At 36.0% G+C, this 19,635-nt stretch carries 17 protein-coding genes; 11 read left to right on the top strand and 6 right to left on the bottom strand.

The genetic code is table 11. The features are described 5' to 3' along the window. Nucleotides 1–34 precede the first annotated feature (34 nt). Both SYN6308_RS05755 and SYN6308_RS05750 read right to left on the bottom strand, forming a co-directional pair. Nucleotides 35–721, bottom strand: a complete 687-nt coding sequence (locus tag SYN6308_RS05755) for an ATP-dependent Clp protease proteolytic subunit (protein WP_017293486.1) — start codon at nt 719–721, stop codon at nt 35–37. Between the two features lie 261 nt (nt 722–982). Next, nucleotides 983–2,146, bottom strand: a complete 1,164-nt coding sequence (locus SYN6308_RS05750; protein ID WP_017293485.1) for a GuaB3 family IMP dehydrogenase-related protein — start codon at nt 2,144–2,146, stop codon at nt 983–985. A 242-nt stretch (nt 2,147–2,388) separates the two neighbouring features. On the opposite strand from SYN6308_RS05750, the gene SYN6308_RS05745 reads away from it, so the two are divergent. Next, a complete protein-coding gene (locus SYN6308_RS05745; protein ID WP_017293484.1) occupies nt 2,389–2,802 on the top strand; it encodes a hypothetical protein in 414 nt (137 codons plus the stop codon). Nucleotides 2,803–3,018: 216 nt separating this feature from the next. Here SYN6308_RS05745 and SYN6308_RS05740 read toward each other — a convergent pair whose 3' ends face one another. Together SYN6308_RS05740 and pgeF are read right to left on the bottom strand one after the other, a co-directional pair. Continuing rightward, entirely contained in the window at nt 3,019–3,345 is a 327-nt protein-coding gene (locus tag SYN6308_RS05740; RefSeq protein WP_017293483.1) for a 2Fe-2S iron-sulfur cluster-binding protein, read from the bottom strand. Nucleotides 3,346–3,516: 171 nt separating this feature from the next. Beyond that, nucleotides 3,517–4,302 carry a peptidoglycan editing factor PgeF gene (gene pgeF / locus SYN6308_RS05735; RefSeq protein WP_017293482.1) on the bottom strand — a complete coding sequence of 262 codons (786 nt, stop codon included), beginning with the start codon at nt 4,300–4,302 and terminating at the stop codon, nt 3,517–3,519. Nucleotides 4,303–4,440: 138 nt separating this feature from the next. Here pgeF and uvrA point away from each other — a divergent pair, with 138 nt between their 5' ends. Together uvrA and cobJ are read left to right on the top strand one after the other, a co-directional pair. Then, nucleotides 4,441–7,338 (top strand): excinuclease ABC subunit UvrA, encoded by a 2,898-nt coding sequence (gene uvrA, locus SYN6308_RS05730; protein ID WP_017293481.1) that lies wholly within the window; start codon nt 4,441–4,443, stop codon nt 7,336–7,338. Nucleotides 7,339–7,694: 356 nt separating this feature from the next. Continuing rightward, nucleotides 7,695–9,623, top strand: a complete 1,929-nt coding sequence (gene cobJ, locus SYN6308_RS21855) for a precorrin-3B C(17)-methyltransferase (protein ID WP_017293480.1) — start codon at nt 7,695–7,697, stop codon at nt 9,621–9,623. 101 nt (nt 9,624–9,724) lie between these two features. Here the strand turns inward: cobJ and SYN6308_RS05720 are convergent, their stop codons facing one another. Then, a complete protein-coding gene (locus tag SYN6308_RS05720; RefSeq protein WP_017293479.1) occupies nt 9,725–11,020 on the bottom strand; it encodes a proton extrusion protein PcxA in 1,296 nt (431 codons plus the stop codon). Between the two features lie 257 nt (nt 11,021–11,277). Between SYN6308_RS05720 and hisD the strand changes: the two genes are divergently transcribed. Together hisD and rimP are read left to right on the top strand one after the other, a co-directional pair. Further along, nucleotides 11,278–12,576 (top strand): histidinol dehydrogenase, encoded by a 1,299-nt coding sequence (hisD, locus tag SYN6308_RS05715; RefSeq protein WP_017293478.1) that lies wholly within the window; start codon nt 11,278–11,280, stop codon nt 12,574–12,576. A 316-nt stretch (nt 12,577–12,892) separates the two neighbouring features. Then, nucleotides 12,893–13,357 carry a ribosome maturation factor RimP gene (gene rimP, locus SYN6308_RS05710; RefSeq protein ID WP_017293477.1) on the top strand — a complete coding sequence of 155 codons (465 nt, stop codon included), beginning with the start codon at nt 12,893–12,895 and terminating at the stop codon, nt 13,355–13,357. Nucleotides 13,358–13,531: 174 nt separating this feature from the next. On the opposite strand, the gene SYN6308_RS21850 is transcribed toward rimP, so the two are convergent. Next, a complete protein-coding gene (locus tag SYN6308_RS21850; RefSeq protein ID WP_017293475.1) occupies nt 13,532–13,717 on the bottom strand; it encodes a hypothetical protein in 186 nt (61 codons plus the stop codon). An 18-nt stretch (nt 13,718–13,735) separates the two neighbouring features. Here SYN6308_RS21850 and nusA point away from each other — a divergent pair, with 18 nt between their 5' ends. The 6 genes from nusA (at nt 13,736) to SYN6308_RS05670 (ending at nt 19,633) form a co-directional block, all read left to right on the top strand. After that, complete coding sequence (nusA, locus tag SYN6308_RS05695) at nt 13,736–14,878, top strand: transcription termination factor NusA (RefSeq protein WP_017293474.1); 1,143 nt, start codon at nt 13,736–13,738, stop codon at nt 14,876–14,878. 465 nt (nt 14,879–15,343) lie between these two features. Continuing rightward, nucleotides 15,344–15,631 (top strand): YlxR family protein, encoded by a 288-nt coding sequence (locus SYN6308_RS05690; RefSeq protein WP_017293473.1) that lies wholly within the window; start codon nt 15,344–15,346, stop codon nt 15,629–15,631. A gap of 209 nt (nt 15,632–15,840) precedes the next feature. After that, nucleotides 15,841–17,706 carry a PP2C family protein-serine/threonine phosphatase gene (locus SYN6308_RS05685; protein WP_017293472.1) on the top strand — a complete coding sequence of 622 codons (1,866 nt, stop codon included), beginning with the start codon at nt 15,841–15,843 and terminating at the stop codon, nt 17,704–17,706. A gap of 21 nt (nt 17,707–17,727) precedes the next feature. Beyond that, nucleotides 17,728–17,979, top strand: coding sequence for an NAD(P)H-quinone oxidoreductase subunit L (ndhL, locus tag SYN6308_RS05680; protein WP_017293471.1), 252 nt, complete (start codon nt 17,728–17,730; stop codon nt 17,977–17,979). A gap of 53 nt (nt 17,980–18,032) precedes the next feature. Further along, a complete protein-coding gene (locus SYN6308_RS05675) occupies nt 18,033–18,323 on the top strand; it encodes a DUF3007 family protein (protein WP_017293470.1) in 291 nt (96 codons plus the stop codon). 92 nt (nt 18,324–18,415) lie between these two features. After that, the gene (locus SYN6308_RS05670) at nt 18,416–19,633 is read left to right on the top strand and encodes a GAF domain-containing sensor histidine kinase (protein WP_017293469.1); all 1,218 of its coding nucleotides are present in this window, start codon (nt 18,416–18,418) and stop codon (nt 19,631–19,633) included. The last annotated feature ends 2 nt before the right edge of the window (nt 19,634–19,635 follow it).

The raw sequence follows: 19,635 nt of genomic DNA, 5'->3' as shown, positions 1-19,635 counted from the left end.
TGCTCTCGATTTGATATTAGTGAATAAATAATGGTTAGCTGACAGCGGCTAAAGGTACAGGTAAGTCTTTTGAGCTTTCGAGTACTCGATCGATCAACCCGTATTCCTTCGCTTGGTAAGGATTCATATAGAGCATTCTATCGGTATCTTTTTCGATTTTCTCTACAGGTTGCCCTGTTTTATCAGCAAACATTTTTAGCATGACTCGTTTATTAACGATAACTTCCCGCGCCCGAATGGAAATATCGGTGGCTTGTCCTTGCGCTCCTTGTCTAGCTTGATGCAAAATGATGGTAGCATGGGGTAAGCTCGATCGACATCCCTTCGTGCCAGAAGCTAAAATCATCGCCGCCGTACCCATAGCTTGACCTAAACAGATAGTATGGACAGGAGGTTTAATATAACTAATAGTGTCACAAATAGCGAAGGCTTCCGTTTCAAATCCGATGGAATCACCGCCATACCATGATGTACCCGTAGAGTTAATATACAGATAAATCGGTTTTTCAGGATCATCGAATTGTAAAAACAACAGTTGTGCAATAATTAACTCTGTTACATCCACCCCTAATTGATCTTTATACTCGTCAGGGGAGACTAAAGGCAATCCTAAATAAACAATTCTTTCTTTTAAAAGTAAAGAAGGTAAATCTGGCGGTGGAGTGCGATAATAAGCATCGCCTCGATAGGGAGCGCTTACAGCTTGAATTGGTGAATTCATCTTGTTATTTTGTCTTAACTGGGCTTAATTAAAATACTTCTTTAGATTTTGACACAATCTCGTTACTGTGCGCGTTGGGTAATTACGAAATAATGGAGAATGGAGAATGGAGAATGGAGAATTAAGAATTAAGAATTAAGAATTAAGAATTAAGAGTTAAGAATTAAGAATTAATTATCTCCTAGTCTCCTATTCTTCTAGTCTTCCTGTCTGCCTGTCCACCTGTCCACCTGTCCACCTGTCCACCTGTCTTCCTGTCTCCTATTTGCCCATCCCTAATTGTTGGGCTTTTTGATAAACTTTACCCTCTGTTAATAAAGATGGTGCAATTACAACTTCGACTTCCTGCATTTCTTTGATATTTTTTGCTCCTAATGTACCCATACTGGTTTTTAAAGCACCTAGTAGATTATGAGTACCATCATCGAGTTTAGCAGGGCCTCGTAAAATTTCTTCGATCGAGCCAGTAGTACCAACATTAATTCTAGTACCACGAGGTAAAACAGGGCTAGGAGTTGCCATACCCCAATGAAAACCTCTACCCGGTGCTTCGGCACTACGGGCAATGGGTGAGCCAATCATAACAGCATCAGCACCACAGGCGATACATTTACAAATATCTCCTCCAGTGATGATACCACCATCGGCAATAATGGGAATATATTTGCCTGTTTCCTTCTCAAAATCATCCCTAGCGGCAGCACAATCGGCAACAGCAGTGGCTTGGGGAATACCTACCCCTAAAACTCCCCTAGAAGTACAAGCCGCACCCGGACCAATACCGACTAAAATACCAGCTGCTCCAGCTTTAAGTAATTGTAAAGTTACATCATAAGTAACGCAGTTACCCAAAATAACGGGCATGGGCATTTGCTCACAGAAACTAGCTAAGTCTAAGGGGGTTATGGTGTCAGGAGATAAGTGAGCTGTGGAAACAACGGTAGCTTGAATAAAGACTAAATCTGCCCCCGCTTCTGCGACTACTTTACCGTATTGACTAGCACCAGCAGGAGTTAAACTTACCGCAGCGATACCGCCTTGTTGTTTGATGTCTGTAATTCTTTGTTTAATTAATTCTGGTTTAACAGGTACGCTGTATAATTCCTGCATTAAACCGACAAATTCTGACTTGCCAACGGAGGCAATGCGATCGAGAATAGGATTGGGGTCTTCATAACGAGTTTGGATACCCTCAAGGTTTAATACTCCTAATGAGCCTAATTGAGACAAAAGTACCGCCATTTTAACATCTACAACACCATCCATAGCACTAGCAAGAATAGGAATTTCTCGTTCGATTCCTCCAATCGTAACATGGGTATCCGCTAAAACTGGGTCTAATGTTCTATTACCCGGTACTAAGGCGATTTCATCTATACCATAAGCTCTACGCGCTTGTTTACCACGACCAATTATAATACTCACTTTATTTTTTCTGCTATAAGTTTATTTGCTTAGATTATCAAATTTTGATCGATCGTGGCAAATTGAGCAATATTTTTTCTATTTAGGTGTTGATTAAAAAGTATTTTGATAGAGATAGGAGTTAGGAGACAGGAGACAGAAGAGAGGAGATAGGAGAAATAGTGAAAAATCAAGGTTTTGATATTTTGTATAGAAAAGTTATACAATAACGATCGAGAAGTTAAGTTATAAATGAAAGGTTTATGTTAGGTAAATTTCAAAAAAGCGAATTAAGAATTGAAGTTAAAGCAAAAGAAACTATTTTTCGGGATAGTTTATTAAATATTAGTGATTTAAAACAATGGTGTTTTCCTTTAAAATTTACCGAAAAATCTGCCAGTAAATTATCTCAAGGGGATACTTTTAGTTTTTATGTAGGTTTAATAGAAATTAAAAATAAAGTTGAATATATGAACAATAATTGTCTCCGTTTAATTTTAAGTGGTGGCATTGACGGTTATCAAGAATGGAGTTGGGGGGATGGTTGGATTCAATCTCGTTTAGAAGGAATTTCGGTGTTTCCCCTCAATTTAGGACAAACATTAAACCTATTCAGGTTAAAATCTTTTGCCAGTTATCAAGAATTAAAAATTGCGAATAAACAATCAATTAAGTAAGTAAGTAGGGGTTGCTGAAAAAGTATTTTGATGAAGATAGGTGTTAGGTATTAGGTTAAAGAATAAAAAAATCAAGGTTTTAATACTTTGTATCTATAAAAGTATATAAAATAGCATAAAATGAAAAATGCTAATTTTTTTGAGTAAAAATAGCTAAAAATATATTAATTTTTAATAAAAAAATTAAACTTAAATTAGATATTGTTTAAGATAAAGCTACCAAATTTTTGTCCCTCCTTGCCCCCAAAATTTGTCATATTTAGACACAGTTATATCCCCTAAAACTTCCGTTTGACAAGCTAATCTTAAATTTCGCTCTAACTTATGGGGAGGAAGACTAAGACGGGTTTTATCTTTCCAATTAGGGGGATTAATTTCTCCTTCAATTTCCACAGCACAAGTGCCACAAGTACCAATGCCTAAACAGTTAATATATTTAGCTTTTCCATTGTATAAATCGATGTTATTTTTGAGTAAAACTTGACGTAAGTTTGCTCCTTTTTCACACTCAATTATCTTTCCTTGAACAATTATTTTAGGCATAAGTTAACCTCAGTTCGACATAAAATTTTAGATAATGGGAGGAGATAGGAGATAGGATACAGGAGATAGTAGTAAGAATTGATTTAAACATTAGTCAAATACATTTTTTGTAATTATTTACCTTGCTAAAATTTAAACAGCTATTACTCAATAACCCTTATTTTAAGTAGTTCATAAAGAAACTATACCAGACCATTGTACATTTTTTTGTTTTGTACGGCGATAAGAGAAGAAAAATTCAGGGGTTTGATAAGTACAATAAGGTGCGATCGAAATGTTGTCAACAGGAATATTTTGCTGTTGAATTTGCAAATTAATTACTTGGGTTACGTTTAATTTTACTTTGTTTTCTTCTTCATCGGGGAGGATAGGTTGATGATTTAATTGATAACCTTTTTCGATGATTAAATTATCTTCTAAATCTTCATTAATAATAGTTTTTAATACTTTGATGGCTACGGGTTTATCAACTTGATATACTTTACCATGAATAGCAGGACCGAGAGCAAATAAGAGGTTTTCTTCTTTACTACCTTGAGATTTTAATAAATCAATAGCTTTTGGTACAATTTTACTAGCTGTACCTCTCCAACCTGAATGGATAGCAGTAACTTTTCCTGTAGCTCGATCGGCTATTAGTACTGGTGTACAATCTGCACTAGCCGCCCATACCGACTGTAAAGGTTTTTGGGTAATGATGCCATCTCCTTCTACTAAATCAGCGTCTTGTTTTAAGAAGTCAACTTTATCGGTGGAAAGCAATATATCACTATGAATTTGTTTAAGACGATAGATAGAAGCGCTAGGATTGAGATGCTTTACTAACATTTCGGGAAGTTTCCCTTGAAAATGACTGGAAAAAAAACCGTGTTGCCAATCTTTTAATAGTTGACAAGTGAGATAGTTACCGTTGTCTGTCTCTTGCCACTGCCATAGTGAAGAATCATTGTTATTCATAATTGATTTTTTCAGACTTAATCTCATAATTTAGTATAGTCGATCGTTAAGTGATGGTGATCGATCGTTGCGATGGAAAGCAATAGCGCCTAATTATATGTCAAACTTAGATAAGTTTGTGTATAGTAAATTTTCAAAATGATTCGTATTCGTGGCGCTAGGCAACATAATTTAAAAAATATCGATTTAGACTTACCTCGTAATAAGTTAATTGTCTTTACGGGAGTTTCGGGTAGTGGTAAATCCTCCCTCGCCTTTGATACTATTTTCGCTGAAGGGCAAAGGCGTTATGTTGAATCATTAAGTGCTTACGCACGACAGTTTTTGGGACAATTAGATAAGCCTGATGTTGATAGTATAGAGGGTTTATCCCCTGCTATTTCGATCGATCAAAAGTCCACTTCCCATAATCCTCGATCGACGGTAGGTACTGTTACAGAAATTTACGATTATTTACGATTACTCTATGGTAGAGCAGGAAATCCCCATTGTCCCATCTGTGATCATTCTATCACCCCTCAGACCATCGATGAGATGATCGATCGAATTTTATCCTTACCCGAAAAAACCAAGATACATTTATTAGCGCCCGTTGTTAGAGGTAAAAAAGGCAATCATCATCAACTATTATCTAGTTTACGCTCTCAAGGCTTCGTCAGAGTCAAAATTAACGAGGAAATTCGAGAGTTAGCCGACAATATCGAACTTAAACCCCAACAACATCATAATATCAGTGTTTTGGTCGATCGACTCATCGTTAAACCAAATCTTCAAGAAAGGTTAGCTGACTCCCTCTCTACTTGTCTCAAAATTGCTGATGGTATCGCTATTGTAGAAATTATAGAGGAAAATGATCCCCCTCAGTCCCCCTTAAAAAAGGGGGAAGGAAAAGCCTCATCCTCTTTATCACAGGAGAGGGGAGTCGATTCTTCTCTTAGTAAGCAAAACCCCTCTTTATCCCCCCTTAGTAAGGGGGGTAGGGGGGATCTCGTATTCTCTGAGAAGTTTGCTTGTCCTACTCATGGGGCGGTGATGGAAGAATTATCCCCCCGTCTTTTTTCCTTTAACTCTCCCTATGGCGCTTGTGAGTCTTGTCACGGGTTGGGTAGTTTAAGGCAGTTTTCTCCCCATTTAATCATACCTGATCCCACAGCCAAAGTAATTAATGCCATCGCACCTTGGGCAGAAAAAGATAACCCCTATTATCTCTCTCTCCTTGAATACGTCAGCAAGGAGTATAAATTTAAACTTACTGATTCTTGGGAAAGTCTTACCCCTCAACAACAGCATATTATCCTTTACGGTGACAAGGAAATTCAAAATATCCAATACGGTTATTATCGTGGGGTTATTCCCATGTTAGATAAAACCTATCAAGAAAGCAATTCTGATGTTATCAAGCAAAAATTAGAGCAATATTTAGAGTATCAAGTCTGTGAAGTTTGTCACGGTAAACGTCTGAAACCCGAAGCCTTATCCGTCAAGTTGGGGCAGTATTCTATCTATGATTTAACTAGCATCTCTATCGGTGAATGTGTTAACCGCATTCAGAATATTCAATTAACTCCTAAACAAGCCCAAATCGGCGAATTGGCTTTACGAGAAATCAACGATCGATTACAATTCCTCATGAATGTAGGCTTAGACTATCTTACCCTCGATCGAACCGCTATGACACTATCGGGAGGAGAAGCCCAAAGAATTAGATTAGCTACTCAAATTGGCTCAGGTTTAACAGGGGTGTTGTATGTTTTAGATGAGCCTAGTATTGGTTTACATCAACGAGATAACGATCGACTTTTAGAAACCTTAAAAAAATTACGAGAACTCGACAATACTTTAATTATTGTAGAACATGATGAGGATACGATCAAGTTTGCTGATCATATTGTGGATATAGGCGTAAAAGCAGGGGTACACGGTGGCGAAATTGTTTGTCAGGGTGACTTGCAAACTCTCCTCAACAATGAAAAATCTTTAACAGGCGCTTATCTATCAGGGCGACTCAAAATCGAGATACCAGAAAACAGAAGGGAAGGCAACGGCAAATTTTTAACCCTCAAAAATTGTCACCGCAACAACCTAAAAAATATCGATGTCGAGATACCTCTAGGCAAGTTTGTCTGTGTCACGGGGGTATCTGGTAGCGGTAAATCCACCCTCATTAACGAGTTATTATATCCTTCCCTTCAACATCATCTTAGCCGTAATGTACCCTTCCCCAAAGATTTAGACGCATTGGAAGGCATAGAAGCGGTAGATAAAGTCATTGTAATTGATCAATCCCCCATCGGGCGCACTCCTCGATCGAATCCTGCCACTTATACAGGCGTTTTTGACGTGATTCGGGAGTTATTCACAGAAACCATCGAAGCCAAAGCCAGAGGCTATAAAGCCGGTAGATTCTCTTTTAACGTCAAGGGGGGAAGATGTGAAGCCTGTAGCGGTCAAGGTGTCAATGTGATTTCCATGAATTTCTTACCTGATGTCTATGTACAATGTGACATCTGCAAGGGTGCAAGGTATAACCGTGAAACTCTCCAAGTTAAGTATAAGGGATATTCGATCGCCGATGTCCTCAATATGACGGTAGAGGAAGCCTTACAAGTTTTTGAAAATATCCCTCGTGCGGTGAATCGCCTCCAAACCCTTCTCGATGTTGGCTTAACCTACATTAAATTAGGGCAGTCTGCGCCCACTTTATCAGGGGGAGAAGCGCAACGGGTGAAACTGGCTACGGAATTGTCTCGCCGTGCCACAGGGAAAACCATATACTTAATTGATGAACCAACTACAGGATTATCTTTTTATGACGTGCATCACTTATTAAATGTTTTGCAAAAATTGGCAGATAAAGGCAATTCGATCGTGGTTATCGAGCATAATTTAGATGTGATAAAATGTGCCGATTGGATTATCGATTTAGGCTTAGAAGGAGGCGACAAAGGAGGAGAATTAGTGGCAGTTGGCACACCAGAAAAAATTGCTAAATCGAAAAAATCTTACCTCGCAAAATACCTTACAAAACTATTATAAATTTGTTTTTTATAATAAAAATTAATTTTCTATAGCAGTTATGATAAGTTAGAAATGAATAATGATTAATTGTTTAAACCTCAGTTACCTCAGTCGATGCAAAAATGTTTGATAAGGGAAGGTTTCAGGTATAATTTTCAGAAGATTATATAATTCGATTTTAAAGAGGAGCTGTGTTAGATTTATACTTGAAAAGATAGTATCCTAAGATAATGGGTTTTCTATTTTTGCTGATTAACAAGCCCATTATTAAATCTGGCTTTTCTACAGTTTATGACAAAATAAATTTAAAAGTAAGAGAGTCAAAATAATGGTTAATTGTTAATTATTAATTCTTAATTATTAATTATTATTTTATGTCTATTATTTTTGCTGATTATCAACCACTTAATTTTATTACCGTTACGGAAGAAAATGCTCTCCAACTATTACCTTTAGTCAAAATTACTCAAGGAATTTTATGGTTGCCTAATAGTTTAAAAAATATTGATATTTTTGATGATAATTTAGTTAAATATTACGATCGAGCTTTAGGGGAACATTTAGTCAATATTTGGCATGAATCAAAAGCAATTATTTTTACTTTAGCTATGGGGGCAGTGGTGCGTTTAATCACTCCTTTATTGACAGATAAAAATACTGATCCTGCTATCATAGTAATAGATCGATCGTTAAATTATGTTATTAGTTTAACAGGAGGACATCAAGGCAATGCCGATAAATTGACAGAATTATTAGCCAATGAATTAGAAGCAAAACCTATTATTACCAGTGCTTCTTCTTCTCTTAATTTACCATCGATCGACACCTTTGGGCATATATTTGGTTGGCAAAAAGGAGAAGGAAATTGGACAGAAGTTAGCATAAATATTGCTAGAAATAAACCTATTTTAATTCAACAAAATTCAGGTTTAAAATGGTGGCAAAATCGCTTACCCTCTCATCAATCGTTTATTTTTGATACCCCTGAATCTTCCTTAGTCAAAACAACCCCAGAAAATAATGAAAATTCCTTAAAAATAGAGATAAAAGACATCAAAGGAATGGTTTATATTGGTGTCGAAAAAACCCCAAAAGTTGATATTCCTTGTATTAGTTGGCATCCCCGTTTGTTATGGGTGGGTATCGGTTGCGAAAGGGATACCTCTCCATCTTTGATTGAATCTGCTGTTACGGATGTCTTAAATAAGTATAATTTGGAACAAAAAGCCATCGCCTCTTTAGCTACGATCGATCTTAAAAATGATGAAATCGGTATTTTAGCCTTAGCCAAAAAATGGAATTTACCGTTACAAATCTTTACGTCCGAAGAATTAAACTCCGTATCTGTACCCAATCCTTCTAGTATTGTAGAGAATGAAGTTGGTACACCTAGCGTAGCGGAAGCATCGGCATTAAAAGCAGGTTTATTGCCTAATTTGTCAGAAAATCAACTCAAATCACCTTATTTAGTCGTACCTAAACAAATTATTCGCTCCTTAGGAAAAAAAGGTGCGGTAACAGTTGCCATTGCTCGATCGAACTTAGAATATAATCCGAATCAGGGTAAATTATACCTCATTGGTACAGGACCCGGAAATATAGAATATCTCACCTCCACCGCCAAAACCGCCCTCAAGGAAGCGGATATAATTATTGGTTATAGCTTATATATTGATTTAATTAAAAGTTTACTACGTCCTGAACAAATCATCGAATCTTCTCCTATTACCCAAGAAAGACAACGGGCGCAAAGGGCGATCGAACTAGCAAAATGGGGCTTAAAGGTAGCGGTAATTTCTTCGGGAGATTGCGGTATTTACGGCATGGCAGGGCTTGTTTTAGAACTTTTGGCAAATCAAAACTGGGATACAAAACAACCACCTTTACAAGTATTTTCTGGCATAACAGCCATGCAGAGTGTCGCCGCCAAAATTGGTTCACCTCTGATGCACGACTTTTGTGCTATAAGTTTAAGCGACTTGTTAACCCCTTGGGATGTCATCGAAAAACGTCTTATCGCCGCCGCTAGTGCTGATTTTATCACAGCTATTTACAATCCTCGATCGAACACCCGTACTCAACAAATTGTCAAAACTCAAGAAATTTTCCTTCAATACCGCAATCCAAATACTCCTGTAGCTATAGCTCGTTCTGTCACAAGGGATGATGAAAATATTGTGATTACCACCCTAGAGATGATGTTAACCCATTCGATCGATATGTTAACAACGGTTATCATCGGCAATAGCACTACAAAACGTTATCATGATTTATTAATCACCCCTAGAGGATACCTGAGTTAGACTGAATCATTGATTTATTATTAGTTTGTAGTAAGGGTTTTAACCCTTATTTTGTTAATTATTGGACAAGTCTAATGGCTAAAGCCATCACTACAAACTTTTTAAGATTCATTCATGTTTTTATAAGTAGCAACAGCAGAAGGAGAAATACGATTGAGGTAACGAAAAATCCAATACTTTAAGACAGTATCTAAAATAACGGGAAAAGTGGCAATAAATAAGAAGTTAAAATCTCGATTTTCTGGTAAACCAAAATGTCGTGCAACACTTTCTAAAATAACTTCCCAACCATGGGGAGAGTGGAATCCCACAAACATATCAGTAAACAGAATGATGAGAAATGCTTTAGCAGAATCACTTAAACCGTAAACGGTTTCATCAATAAATGATTTTAAAATCGCTATTTCTCTTTTACTCAACACCAGAATAATCACAAAAGCACTAAAAGAGAGTAAATCAGCAAAAATATTTTTCACAGCATTAGAACTTTCATTACGATAATTATCAGCTATTTCCTTTGCTTTTTCTTTCATTTTATCTTCTTTTTCTTCAGATGATAAATTAGGACTTAAACCCATTAAACTTTTAAGATTAAGATGTTCTTCAAAAGTTTTTAATTCTATTAATGCTTCTTCTTCTAAATCTTGATTAATAAAAATTATTTGCTCATTTTTGGTAAAATAAGGATCAACAAATATTTTTCCAAGGGTAATTTTACTCAAGTTATGAACTAATAAAGGTACTATGATTAATAGTAATAAAAATTTAACAGAAATCGCTGTTTTATACCTAGATTTTCTAAATTTATTGATCACATTCTGTTCTATATCTGCTGATTTGGGATCAATTTCTTGCTTGATTCTGTCTAAGGTTCGTAAAAATGAACGGGGTAAAACACTGGTTTTATCTGAGACGGTTTCGATACTGGGTTCAAGATTATTTTCTGAACTATTTTTCTTGGTTATTGGTGTAGATTTTTGTTGAGATTTTTCTGGTTTAACTATTTTTAATGATGTATCGTAATAATTACCATTATATTTGTTGATAATTTCATCAATAACTTTTAATCTTTCTAAAATAATATCTTTTTGGTAATCAATTTCTTGCAGATTTTTATTATTTTTTAAACTGTTATCTAAGAAATGATGTACTGATTTACTTGTTTTAAATTGATTTATTTTTAGGTTAATTATTTGTAAATTTGATTTTAATTCTTGTTCAAAATATTCGTAAACTCGATCGCCATAGTTACAATTTTTAGGATCAATTTTTTGACTATTAAAATGTTCTTCCTCAATTTTTTTGATAGCTAAAGCCTTTTGATATGCTTCTTCTAAGGCATTTTGAGAACTATTACTAATCCAGCGTTTTGTAGATCGAAAGATACGATTAAACATGAAATGGACTCTAAAATGACATGATTTAACATTCTATCTCAAGATTCTTCAAAGTGCGATCGAGTTTAAAGGAATTAGGTAATAGGCAATAGGTAATGAACTTTTTTATTAATTCTCAATTCTCAATTCTCAATTCTCAATTCTCAATTCTCAATTCTCAATTCTCAATTCTCAATTCTCAATAATCCCATCGTTGACGAATAAAACTGTTATCATAAAAACAATAGTTAAGATTTATTTAGTTTCATAGGATCTCGATGTTGCGAATAATAACAGATTCCGTTACAGCCCGACAAGAGTTGCAGCGCATTAGCGATCGCACTCACAATGAACAAATAGAGACACAATCCGCCATTGTGAAGGAAATCATCGCCACGGTAAGAAAACGAGGAGATGAAGCCTTATTGGAATATACAGAAAAATTTGATGGACAAACCATCACGAAAGAAAATCTCAAGGTAAGTGGCTCAGAAATTGATGCAGCTTATCAACAAATTTCGCCAGAATTACTTAAAGCGATCCAATTAGCAGGTAAAAAAATCGAGGCTTTCCATCGTCAACGAGTGCCAAAATCATGGGTAAAATTTGAAGATGATAATGTTGTCTTAGGAAGACGCTACACCCCCGTCGATCGAGCTGGTTTATATGTACCCGGTGGCAGAGCATCTTATCCTAGTACAGTTTTAATGAATGCTATACCAGCGAAAGTGGCACAAGTACCCAGAATTGCCATGGTGACACCCCCTAGCCAAGATGGAAAAATCAATCCTGCGGTATTAGTCGCCGCCAGTGAGGCAGGGGTAACAGAAATTTATCGAGTCGGGGGCGCTCAAGCCGTAGCCGCTTTAGCCTACGGTACAGAAACTATCCCTAAAGTAGATGTCATTACAGGACCGGGCAATATTTATGTTACCCTAGCCAAGAAAGAAGTTTATGGTACTGTGGGCATTGATTCCTTAGCAGGACCTAGTGAAGTATTAATTATAGCCGATGGAAATGCAAATGCTACCCATGTAGCCGTTGACTTACTCGCCCAAGCGGAACATGATCCCATGGCGGCTTCCATTTTAATTACGGATTGTGGTGTATTAGCAGAAAAAGTGCAAACGGAAGTAACAAGATTATTAGAAGATCATCCTCGTCGTATCCTAACCGAAAAATCGATCGCCCATTATGGAGTGATTATCTTAACAGAAAATCTCACCGAAGCCGCCGAGCTATCTAACCTATTTGCTCCCGAACACTTAGAATTAGAAGTAGAGTCTCCTTGGGAATTAGTGGAACATATTCGCCATGCAGGAGCAATTTTTCTCGGTAATTCCACCCCCGAAGCCGTGGGAGACTACCTTGCAGGACCAAATCATACTCTACCCACTTCAGGAGCAGCTCGTTATGCCTCTGCTTTAGGAGTAGAAACCTTTATGAAATATTCTAGTTTGATTGAATATAGCCCTGTAGCATTGCAAAAAGTATCTAAAGCCATCATTGATTTAGCGACAGCAGAAGGTTTAGCTTCCCATGCTGATTCTGTTAAGTTTAGAACAAAAAATCATTAATTCGATCGTACGATCGTAGGTTGGGTTGAAGAATGAAACCCAACATTATTTCTTAAGTTCTTAAATTTCATGTTATAATTATTATTGAAGCAAAACTCTACAGTTGATTTTCTTTACCTTAAGTTAAAAATTGAGACTTTGACGAAGCCTAGAAATAAAGGTTTAAAGTCAGATTTTGAAGTCAACTTAAAGATGTCTTTGTGAAAATTACGAAAAGGTAAAATCTTGGGGTGAACTCAAAAAATACCTTGTGAGGAGTGGGTATAACCCGCTTTTTTTATTGCTGTTTATTGTTTATCGATCGAACTTTTATTATATGACTCATCCCCTGATTCCCAATATTACAGAAATTGCCCAACCCATAGCCCAAGATTTGAACCTAGAAATCGTCAATCTGGTTTTTCTGTCTAATCATAATCCTCCCGTGTTAAGGGTGGACATTCGCAATCTATCAGGGGATACCAGTCTGGATAACTGCGAAAAAATGAGTCGTTTGTTAGAAAAAACCCTCGATGCAAATAACATTATTCCTTCCGCTTATGTTTTGGAAATTTCTAGTCCGGGTATCGGTGAAAACTTGACGAGCGATCGAGAATTTATTAGTTTCAAAGGTTTTCCTGTCATGGTAGAAACTAATATCGAGTATAAAAAACGTACTCAATGGGAAGGAAATCTTCAGGGGAGAGACGAAAAAGCAATATACATCAACTGTAAAGGCAAAATGGTAGCAATTCCTAGGGAGATTGTTACACGAGTCAAATTAGAAAACAAAGGAGAATAATTAAGAATTAAGAATTAAGAATTAAGAATTAAGAATTAAGAATTAAGAAAATGTTTGAAAAGTCTTAATTTTGATACTTGATCCCCCTTGCCCCCTTGAAAAAGGGGGAAATATTAGACAAAGTCCCCCTTGTTAAGGGGGATTTAGGGGGATCAGAAACTTTTAAAACAGGTTCTAAGAATTAATTGAAAACCCAGTAATTTTTTCTTCCTGTCTTCCTGTCTTCCTGTCTTCCTGTCTTCCTGTCTTCCTGTCTTCCTGTCTTCCTGTCTTCCTGTCTTCCTGTCTTCCTGTCTTCCTGTCTTCCTGTCTTCCTGTCTTCCTGTCTTCCTGTTTTCCTGTCCCTTCTTCAACTATCAACTATTATTATTAATTACTATGAGTATCGTTAAATTACCCGGTTTAAAAATGTTGATTGAAGAAATCAGTCAAAGTCATAATTTACCCCGAACTTCTGTGCAAGAAGCCTTGAGAGAGGCATTATTTAAAGGATATGAGCGTTTTCGTCGATCGAAACATCCCGAACCCTTCCCCGAAGACTATTTCGATAATTTCCGCTTGGAATTGGATATAGAAGAAGAAGGATTTAGAGTTTTAGCTTTAAAAATGGTAACAGAAAACGTTGAAGATACCGATCATCAAATTCCCTTAGCGGATGTGAGAGAATTTAATGAAGACGTTGAACTGGAAAACGAGGTTTTAGTGGATGTTACCCCCGAACAAAAAGACTTCGGACGCATGGCAGCGATTCAAACCAAGCAAGTATTACAACAAAAGCTCAGAGATCAACAACGATCGATGATTCAAGCGGAGTTCAAAGAGTTAGAAGGGGAAGTGCTAACGGCGAAAGTGCTTCGTTTTGAGGGTAAATCCGTAATTATGACTCTCAAAAGTAACGCCAATCGCCCCGAAGTGGAAGCCGAATTACCTTTCCATGAACAAATTAGTAGCGACAATTATCGCGCTAATGCCTCTTTTAAAGTTTATCTTAAAAAAGTGCGGGAAGGTTCTCAAAGAGGTCCTCAATTACTGGTATCCCGTGCTGATGCTGGTTTAGTGGTTTATCTTTTTGCCAATGAAGTACCCGAATTAGAAGAAGGGGTAGTGAGAATTATTGCCATCGCAAGGGAAGCTAATCCCACCAACCCGAATATTTCCGCCCGAACTAAAATCGCTGTGGATACCCTCGAAAGAGATGTTGATCCTGTAGGTTCTTGTATTGGAGCTAGAGGCTCTCGTATTCAAGCGGTAGTGAACGAGTTGAAAGGAGAAAAAATAGATGTAATTCGTTGGTCTCCTGATCCTGCTACTTACATCGCCAATGCTTTAAGTCCAGCTCAAATCGATTTAGTGAAACTGATTAACCCCGAAGAAAGGCAGTCGGTGGTAGTTGTACCTGATAACCATTTAAGTTTAGCCATTGGTAAAGAAGGACAAAACGTCAGATTAGCCGCCCGTTTGACTGGTTGGAAAATCGACATCAAACGCAAATCTCAATATTTTGATGAAGAATCCCCTTAAACATTAGGACTGTTTCAAAGTAACTTGGTAAAAATGTTGGGGTGTTAGGGTATTAGGGAATTAGGGGGATTTTTTACTTACAGATTTTAAATAATTATCAAAACTCCTTACTCCTCAATACTGTTCGGTTAAGCCCTCCAGCCCCCAAATTTACCTGAGTGAACTATAAAATTATTGGTGAGAACTGACTTGGAAGACAGGCAGACAGGCAGACAGGGGGATTATATTTCTTGTGAATCAATAAAATTCTCTCAAAAATGTACAAATATTGAAAATTTTTCTTCTTGTCCACTTGTCCACCTGTCTCGTCTTCACCATTTTTCTTCTGTCGAACTGAGGTAAATTTGGGGGAGTTAAACTTGATAAAAGTCCCCAGTATCGGAAAGGGGGCAGACAAAATAACTTGAGAGACTAATCGAACAGTATTGCCTTACTCATTACTCTATCCAAACTAAAAATTTGAAAATGAAACAGCCCTGCCCTAAACACAAAAATTATCGTCGTTGTATTAGTTGTCATCTCATTGGAGATCGATCGTTATTCTGGCGTATTGTCAAAAATTATCCCGATCATAATATTACCTTAGATGAGGGCATGGGTCGATCGGCTTACCTTTGTCCTCAAGCTCAATGTCTGAATTTAGCCCAGAAAAAAAAGCGCTTACCTAGGGCATTAAAAACAGACATCCCCTCAGAAATTTATGAACAACTATGGCAAAAATTACACGAAAAAGAATTGAGAATTGAGAATTGAGAATTGAGAATTTAAAATGAAATAATAACCTCACTTCGATATAAAATTATTAGTTAGAAGATAGAATCAAACATGGGAAAAAATAGCTTTAAACATTAGTAAAATTAATTATACTAGAAAAGCCTTGATTTTCGGTTCTTTAACCTAACACCTAACACCTAATACCTAATACCTTCCCTCATCAGAAGACTATGAGGCGGCTTCTTATTATGAGTAATTCGATCGCAAAAATCCAATGTGTTAATAAAAAATGCCAAACCACAAATCTTTTAGATGATACTTTTTGTAGTAAATGTCAAACTCCTATTGTTAAACGCTATTTAAGAATTGGGGGAAATTCAGAGAAAGATTATGAGGTGGGAGAGTTAATCAACGATCGATTTTTGCTGTGGGAATCTCATATTGTCATCGATACAAAACCCAATTTACCGCCTCTTTTTTCTGATAGTGTACCCGAAAATATCATACCCTATTTAAAATTATTTTCTCATCGTCTCCATGTACCTCAAATATACGGATTTCTTGATGATAGTTTTCAACAGTGGTTACTAGAATATGAAAGCATCCCCCTCGATGAAAAAGGACATTTAATCCATCCTGAATTATATCCCTCGATCGAGCTTAGTTTATTTGAAGCATCTTCTTTAAGACAAGTAAGTTGGTTATGGCAAATAATTTTACTCTGGACACCCTTAGCCAAACAAAAAGTATTATCTAGTTTATTTCATCCTAATAACATTCGAGTCGGGGGCGGAATTATTAAATTACAAGAATTAATCAGGGATAATGAATCAAGTCCTAGCTTCAAAGATTTAGGTAATTTATGGGAACATTGGATAACTAAATTTAATCCTTTAATTCAAGAAGTAATGGGAAAAATTATCTTATCTTTACAAGAAAATTTATTAGAAGAACCTACGAAACTTTTAGAGATTTTAGACCAAATTTTATATATTTTAGGCAATAATTATTATCAAAGAAAATTTAAGTTAATTACCGTCACTGATGCGGGTAAAAAGAGAAAAAATAACGAAGATTCTTGCTATCCTTCCATTAATTCTCTCAAAGAAACTAACTCAGGTATTGATACTTTAACCATCGTTTGTGATGGTTTAGGGGGACAAGAAAAAGGAGAAATAGCTTCTCATTTAGCTATCGAAATTATGCAAAAAGAGTTAGAACAAGATTATAAAAAAACTCTTAAAGAAACCTTAAATAATAAACATTGGACTCCTTTAATTGACTCTAAAAAAATTCTCAAAGCTATTTCTAAAGCTAATGATACGATTACTAATATTAATAATAAAGAAAGACGCAAAGATCGAGAACGCATGGGTACTACTGTAGTAATGGCAATGGCGATCGCCCATGAAGCATATTTTGCCTATGTAGGGGATTCTCGCATTTATTGGATTACTCAAGATAGTTGTCATCAAGTCACTGTCGATGATGATTTAGCCACAAGGGAAGTGCGCTTAGGCTACGGATTTTATCGACAACTTATTAATAATCCCCAAACAGGAGCATTATTACAAGCATTAGGCATGGAATCCTCCCGAAAATTAAAAGTACATATACGGCGATTTGTCTTAGATGAAGATAGTATATTTTTATTGTGTTCTGATGGTCTGTCAGATTTTGAAAGGGTAGAACAGTATTGGAAATCTGAAGTATTACCAATTATTAATAAAGAAGTTGATGTAGAAGAAAGCGCCCAAAAAATATTGAAAATGGGCTTACAAAAAAATGGTCATGACAACATTACGATCGCACTTTTACAGTGTTCGATCGAATCAAAAACACCAGAAGATTACGAAGGGAAACTAACATGGGCATATCTACAGGAAATTATCTCAGATTTACCTAAACCCCAAGGAAAATTAACCTTAGATAAAACCAAGACAAAACAACCATTAAATTCCATCGATTTACCCCTATCAAAATCCACATTAATCATCATCATAAGCTCAATAATTCTCGTAATAGGATTAGTAGTTTGGCAACAAAATAAACCATCTCAAAATAAATCTCTAAACCAAGACCTGATTTATAGTAACCTAGAGATAAAGAATTAAGTTGTGATCACCTTTGCCATTATGGAAAACTTATTAAACATAGAAAATATCGACTTAGAAACCATCATCACGGGGATTTTATATTTAAGTCTCAGTGGCTTGTATTTATTGATACTTCCTGCTGGAGTATATTTTTATTTGAATCAGAGATGGTATGTAGCTAGTTCATTTGAACGGGGATTTATGTATTTTATGGTTTTCTTTTCCTTTCCCGGAATGTTACTATTAAGCCCTTTTCTTAATTTTCGCCCTCGTCGTCGTCAAATTAGTTAACAAAAAAGGAAGACAAGCAGATAAAAGAATTTTTTTAGGTAAATAGAAGTTATATGAGAAGAATTGATGCTATTTTAATCGCCTTGGGAATATTTTTCCTTGGCGGTGTTATTTATTATGTCTTTCAATCGATCGGATTTGATGCTACTCAAGCAGGTATTTGGAGTCAAGGATTATTAGTCTTAGGCTTAATGGGTTGGGTATTAACCTATTTATTTCGAGTTTTTACTAACAATATGACTTATCACAAACAAGTTAAAGATTATGATGACGCTTTTTTTGCCAAACAATTAGAAAAAATGTCCCCAGAAGAAATAGAGAAACTCATGGAAGACAATAATTAAGTTCTTTTTTAGTAAGGGTTTTAACCCTTATTCTCTTGTATAATAAGTAAAAGACTTAATTAGGTTGTAAATAATAAAGGATTAAATTATCAATGAAAGTCGCCCCATTGCCTGAAAACGAAAAAGAGCGAATTGAAGCGTTGATGAGATATGATATTTTGGATACGGAATTTGAACAAGCCTACGATGAAATTACTCAACTAGCCTCATCAATTTGTGGTACACCCATCGCTCTTATTAGTTTAATCGATAGTCACCGACAATGGTTTAAATCTCAAATCGGCATTTCCCCTAGAGAAACCCCTAGAGATTTAGCTTTTTGCGCCCATGCTATTCTCGAAGATGATATTTTATTAGTGGAAGATGCTTCCAAAGACGATCGATTTTTTGATAATCCTCTTGTAACTGCTAATCCTCCCCACATCCGTTTTTATGCAGGTGCGCCCTTAGTCACTCCAGATGGCTATGCTTTAGGCACTCTTTGTGCCATTGATACTCAACCGAGAAAATTAACTCCTCAACAATTAAACGCTTTAAGAATTTTAGCGAAACAAATTATTAGTCAATTAGAATTAAGAATAGCCTTTAAAAAATTGCAGAAATATTCCCAAGAATTAAAAGAGTTAAACGCTAGTAAGGATAAATTTTTCTCAATTATTGCCCATGATTTAAAAGCACCTTTTAACACCCTTTTAGGTTTTACAGAAATTCTCAAAGATAATGTTAACAGTCTTTCTGTAGAACAAATAGAAGAATTAGCCTCTGATATTTATATTTCGGGAGAGCAAAATTTGAAATTGCTGAAAAATCTTTTACAATGGTCAATGCTAGAAACGGGTAAAATGAAGTGTAAACCCATAGCGATTGATGTTTGTCATTTAAGTAAAAATATTTTCGGAATTTTAATTGATACAGCTAAACAAAAATCGATCGAATTAAAATTAGATACCGATTGTTGTCCTGAAGTTTATAGCGATCAGAATATGTTATTTTCAACTATGCAAAATTTGATTTCTAACGCCATTAAGTTTACACCTCAAGGGGGGCAAATTGAGATCAAAATCCGTAAATATAAAGACTTTGCTCAAGTTGACGTTATTGATACGGGAATCGGCATGACACCGCAACAGATAGAAAAACTATTTAAAATTGAATCTTGTTGTAGTAAAGAGGGTACTGATGGCGAAACAGGTACAGGATTAGGATTATTATTATGTCAAGAATTTATCGAAAAAAATGGAGGTAAAATTTGGGTTGCGTCCGAAGTCGGAAAAGGTTCAACCTTTAGTTTTACGATTCCCTTAAAGTAGCT

This window comes from Geminocystis herdmanii PCC 6308 (assembly GCF_000332235.1).
GTDB lineage: Bacteria > Cyanobacteriota > Cyanobacteriia > Cyanobacteriales > Cyanobacteriaceae > Geminocystis > Geminocystis herdmanii.
Note: the sequence above shows the minus strand (reverse complement) of the source record. Positions and strands in the feature narration are given on the sequence as shown.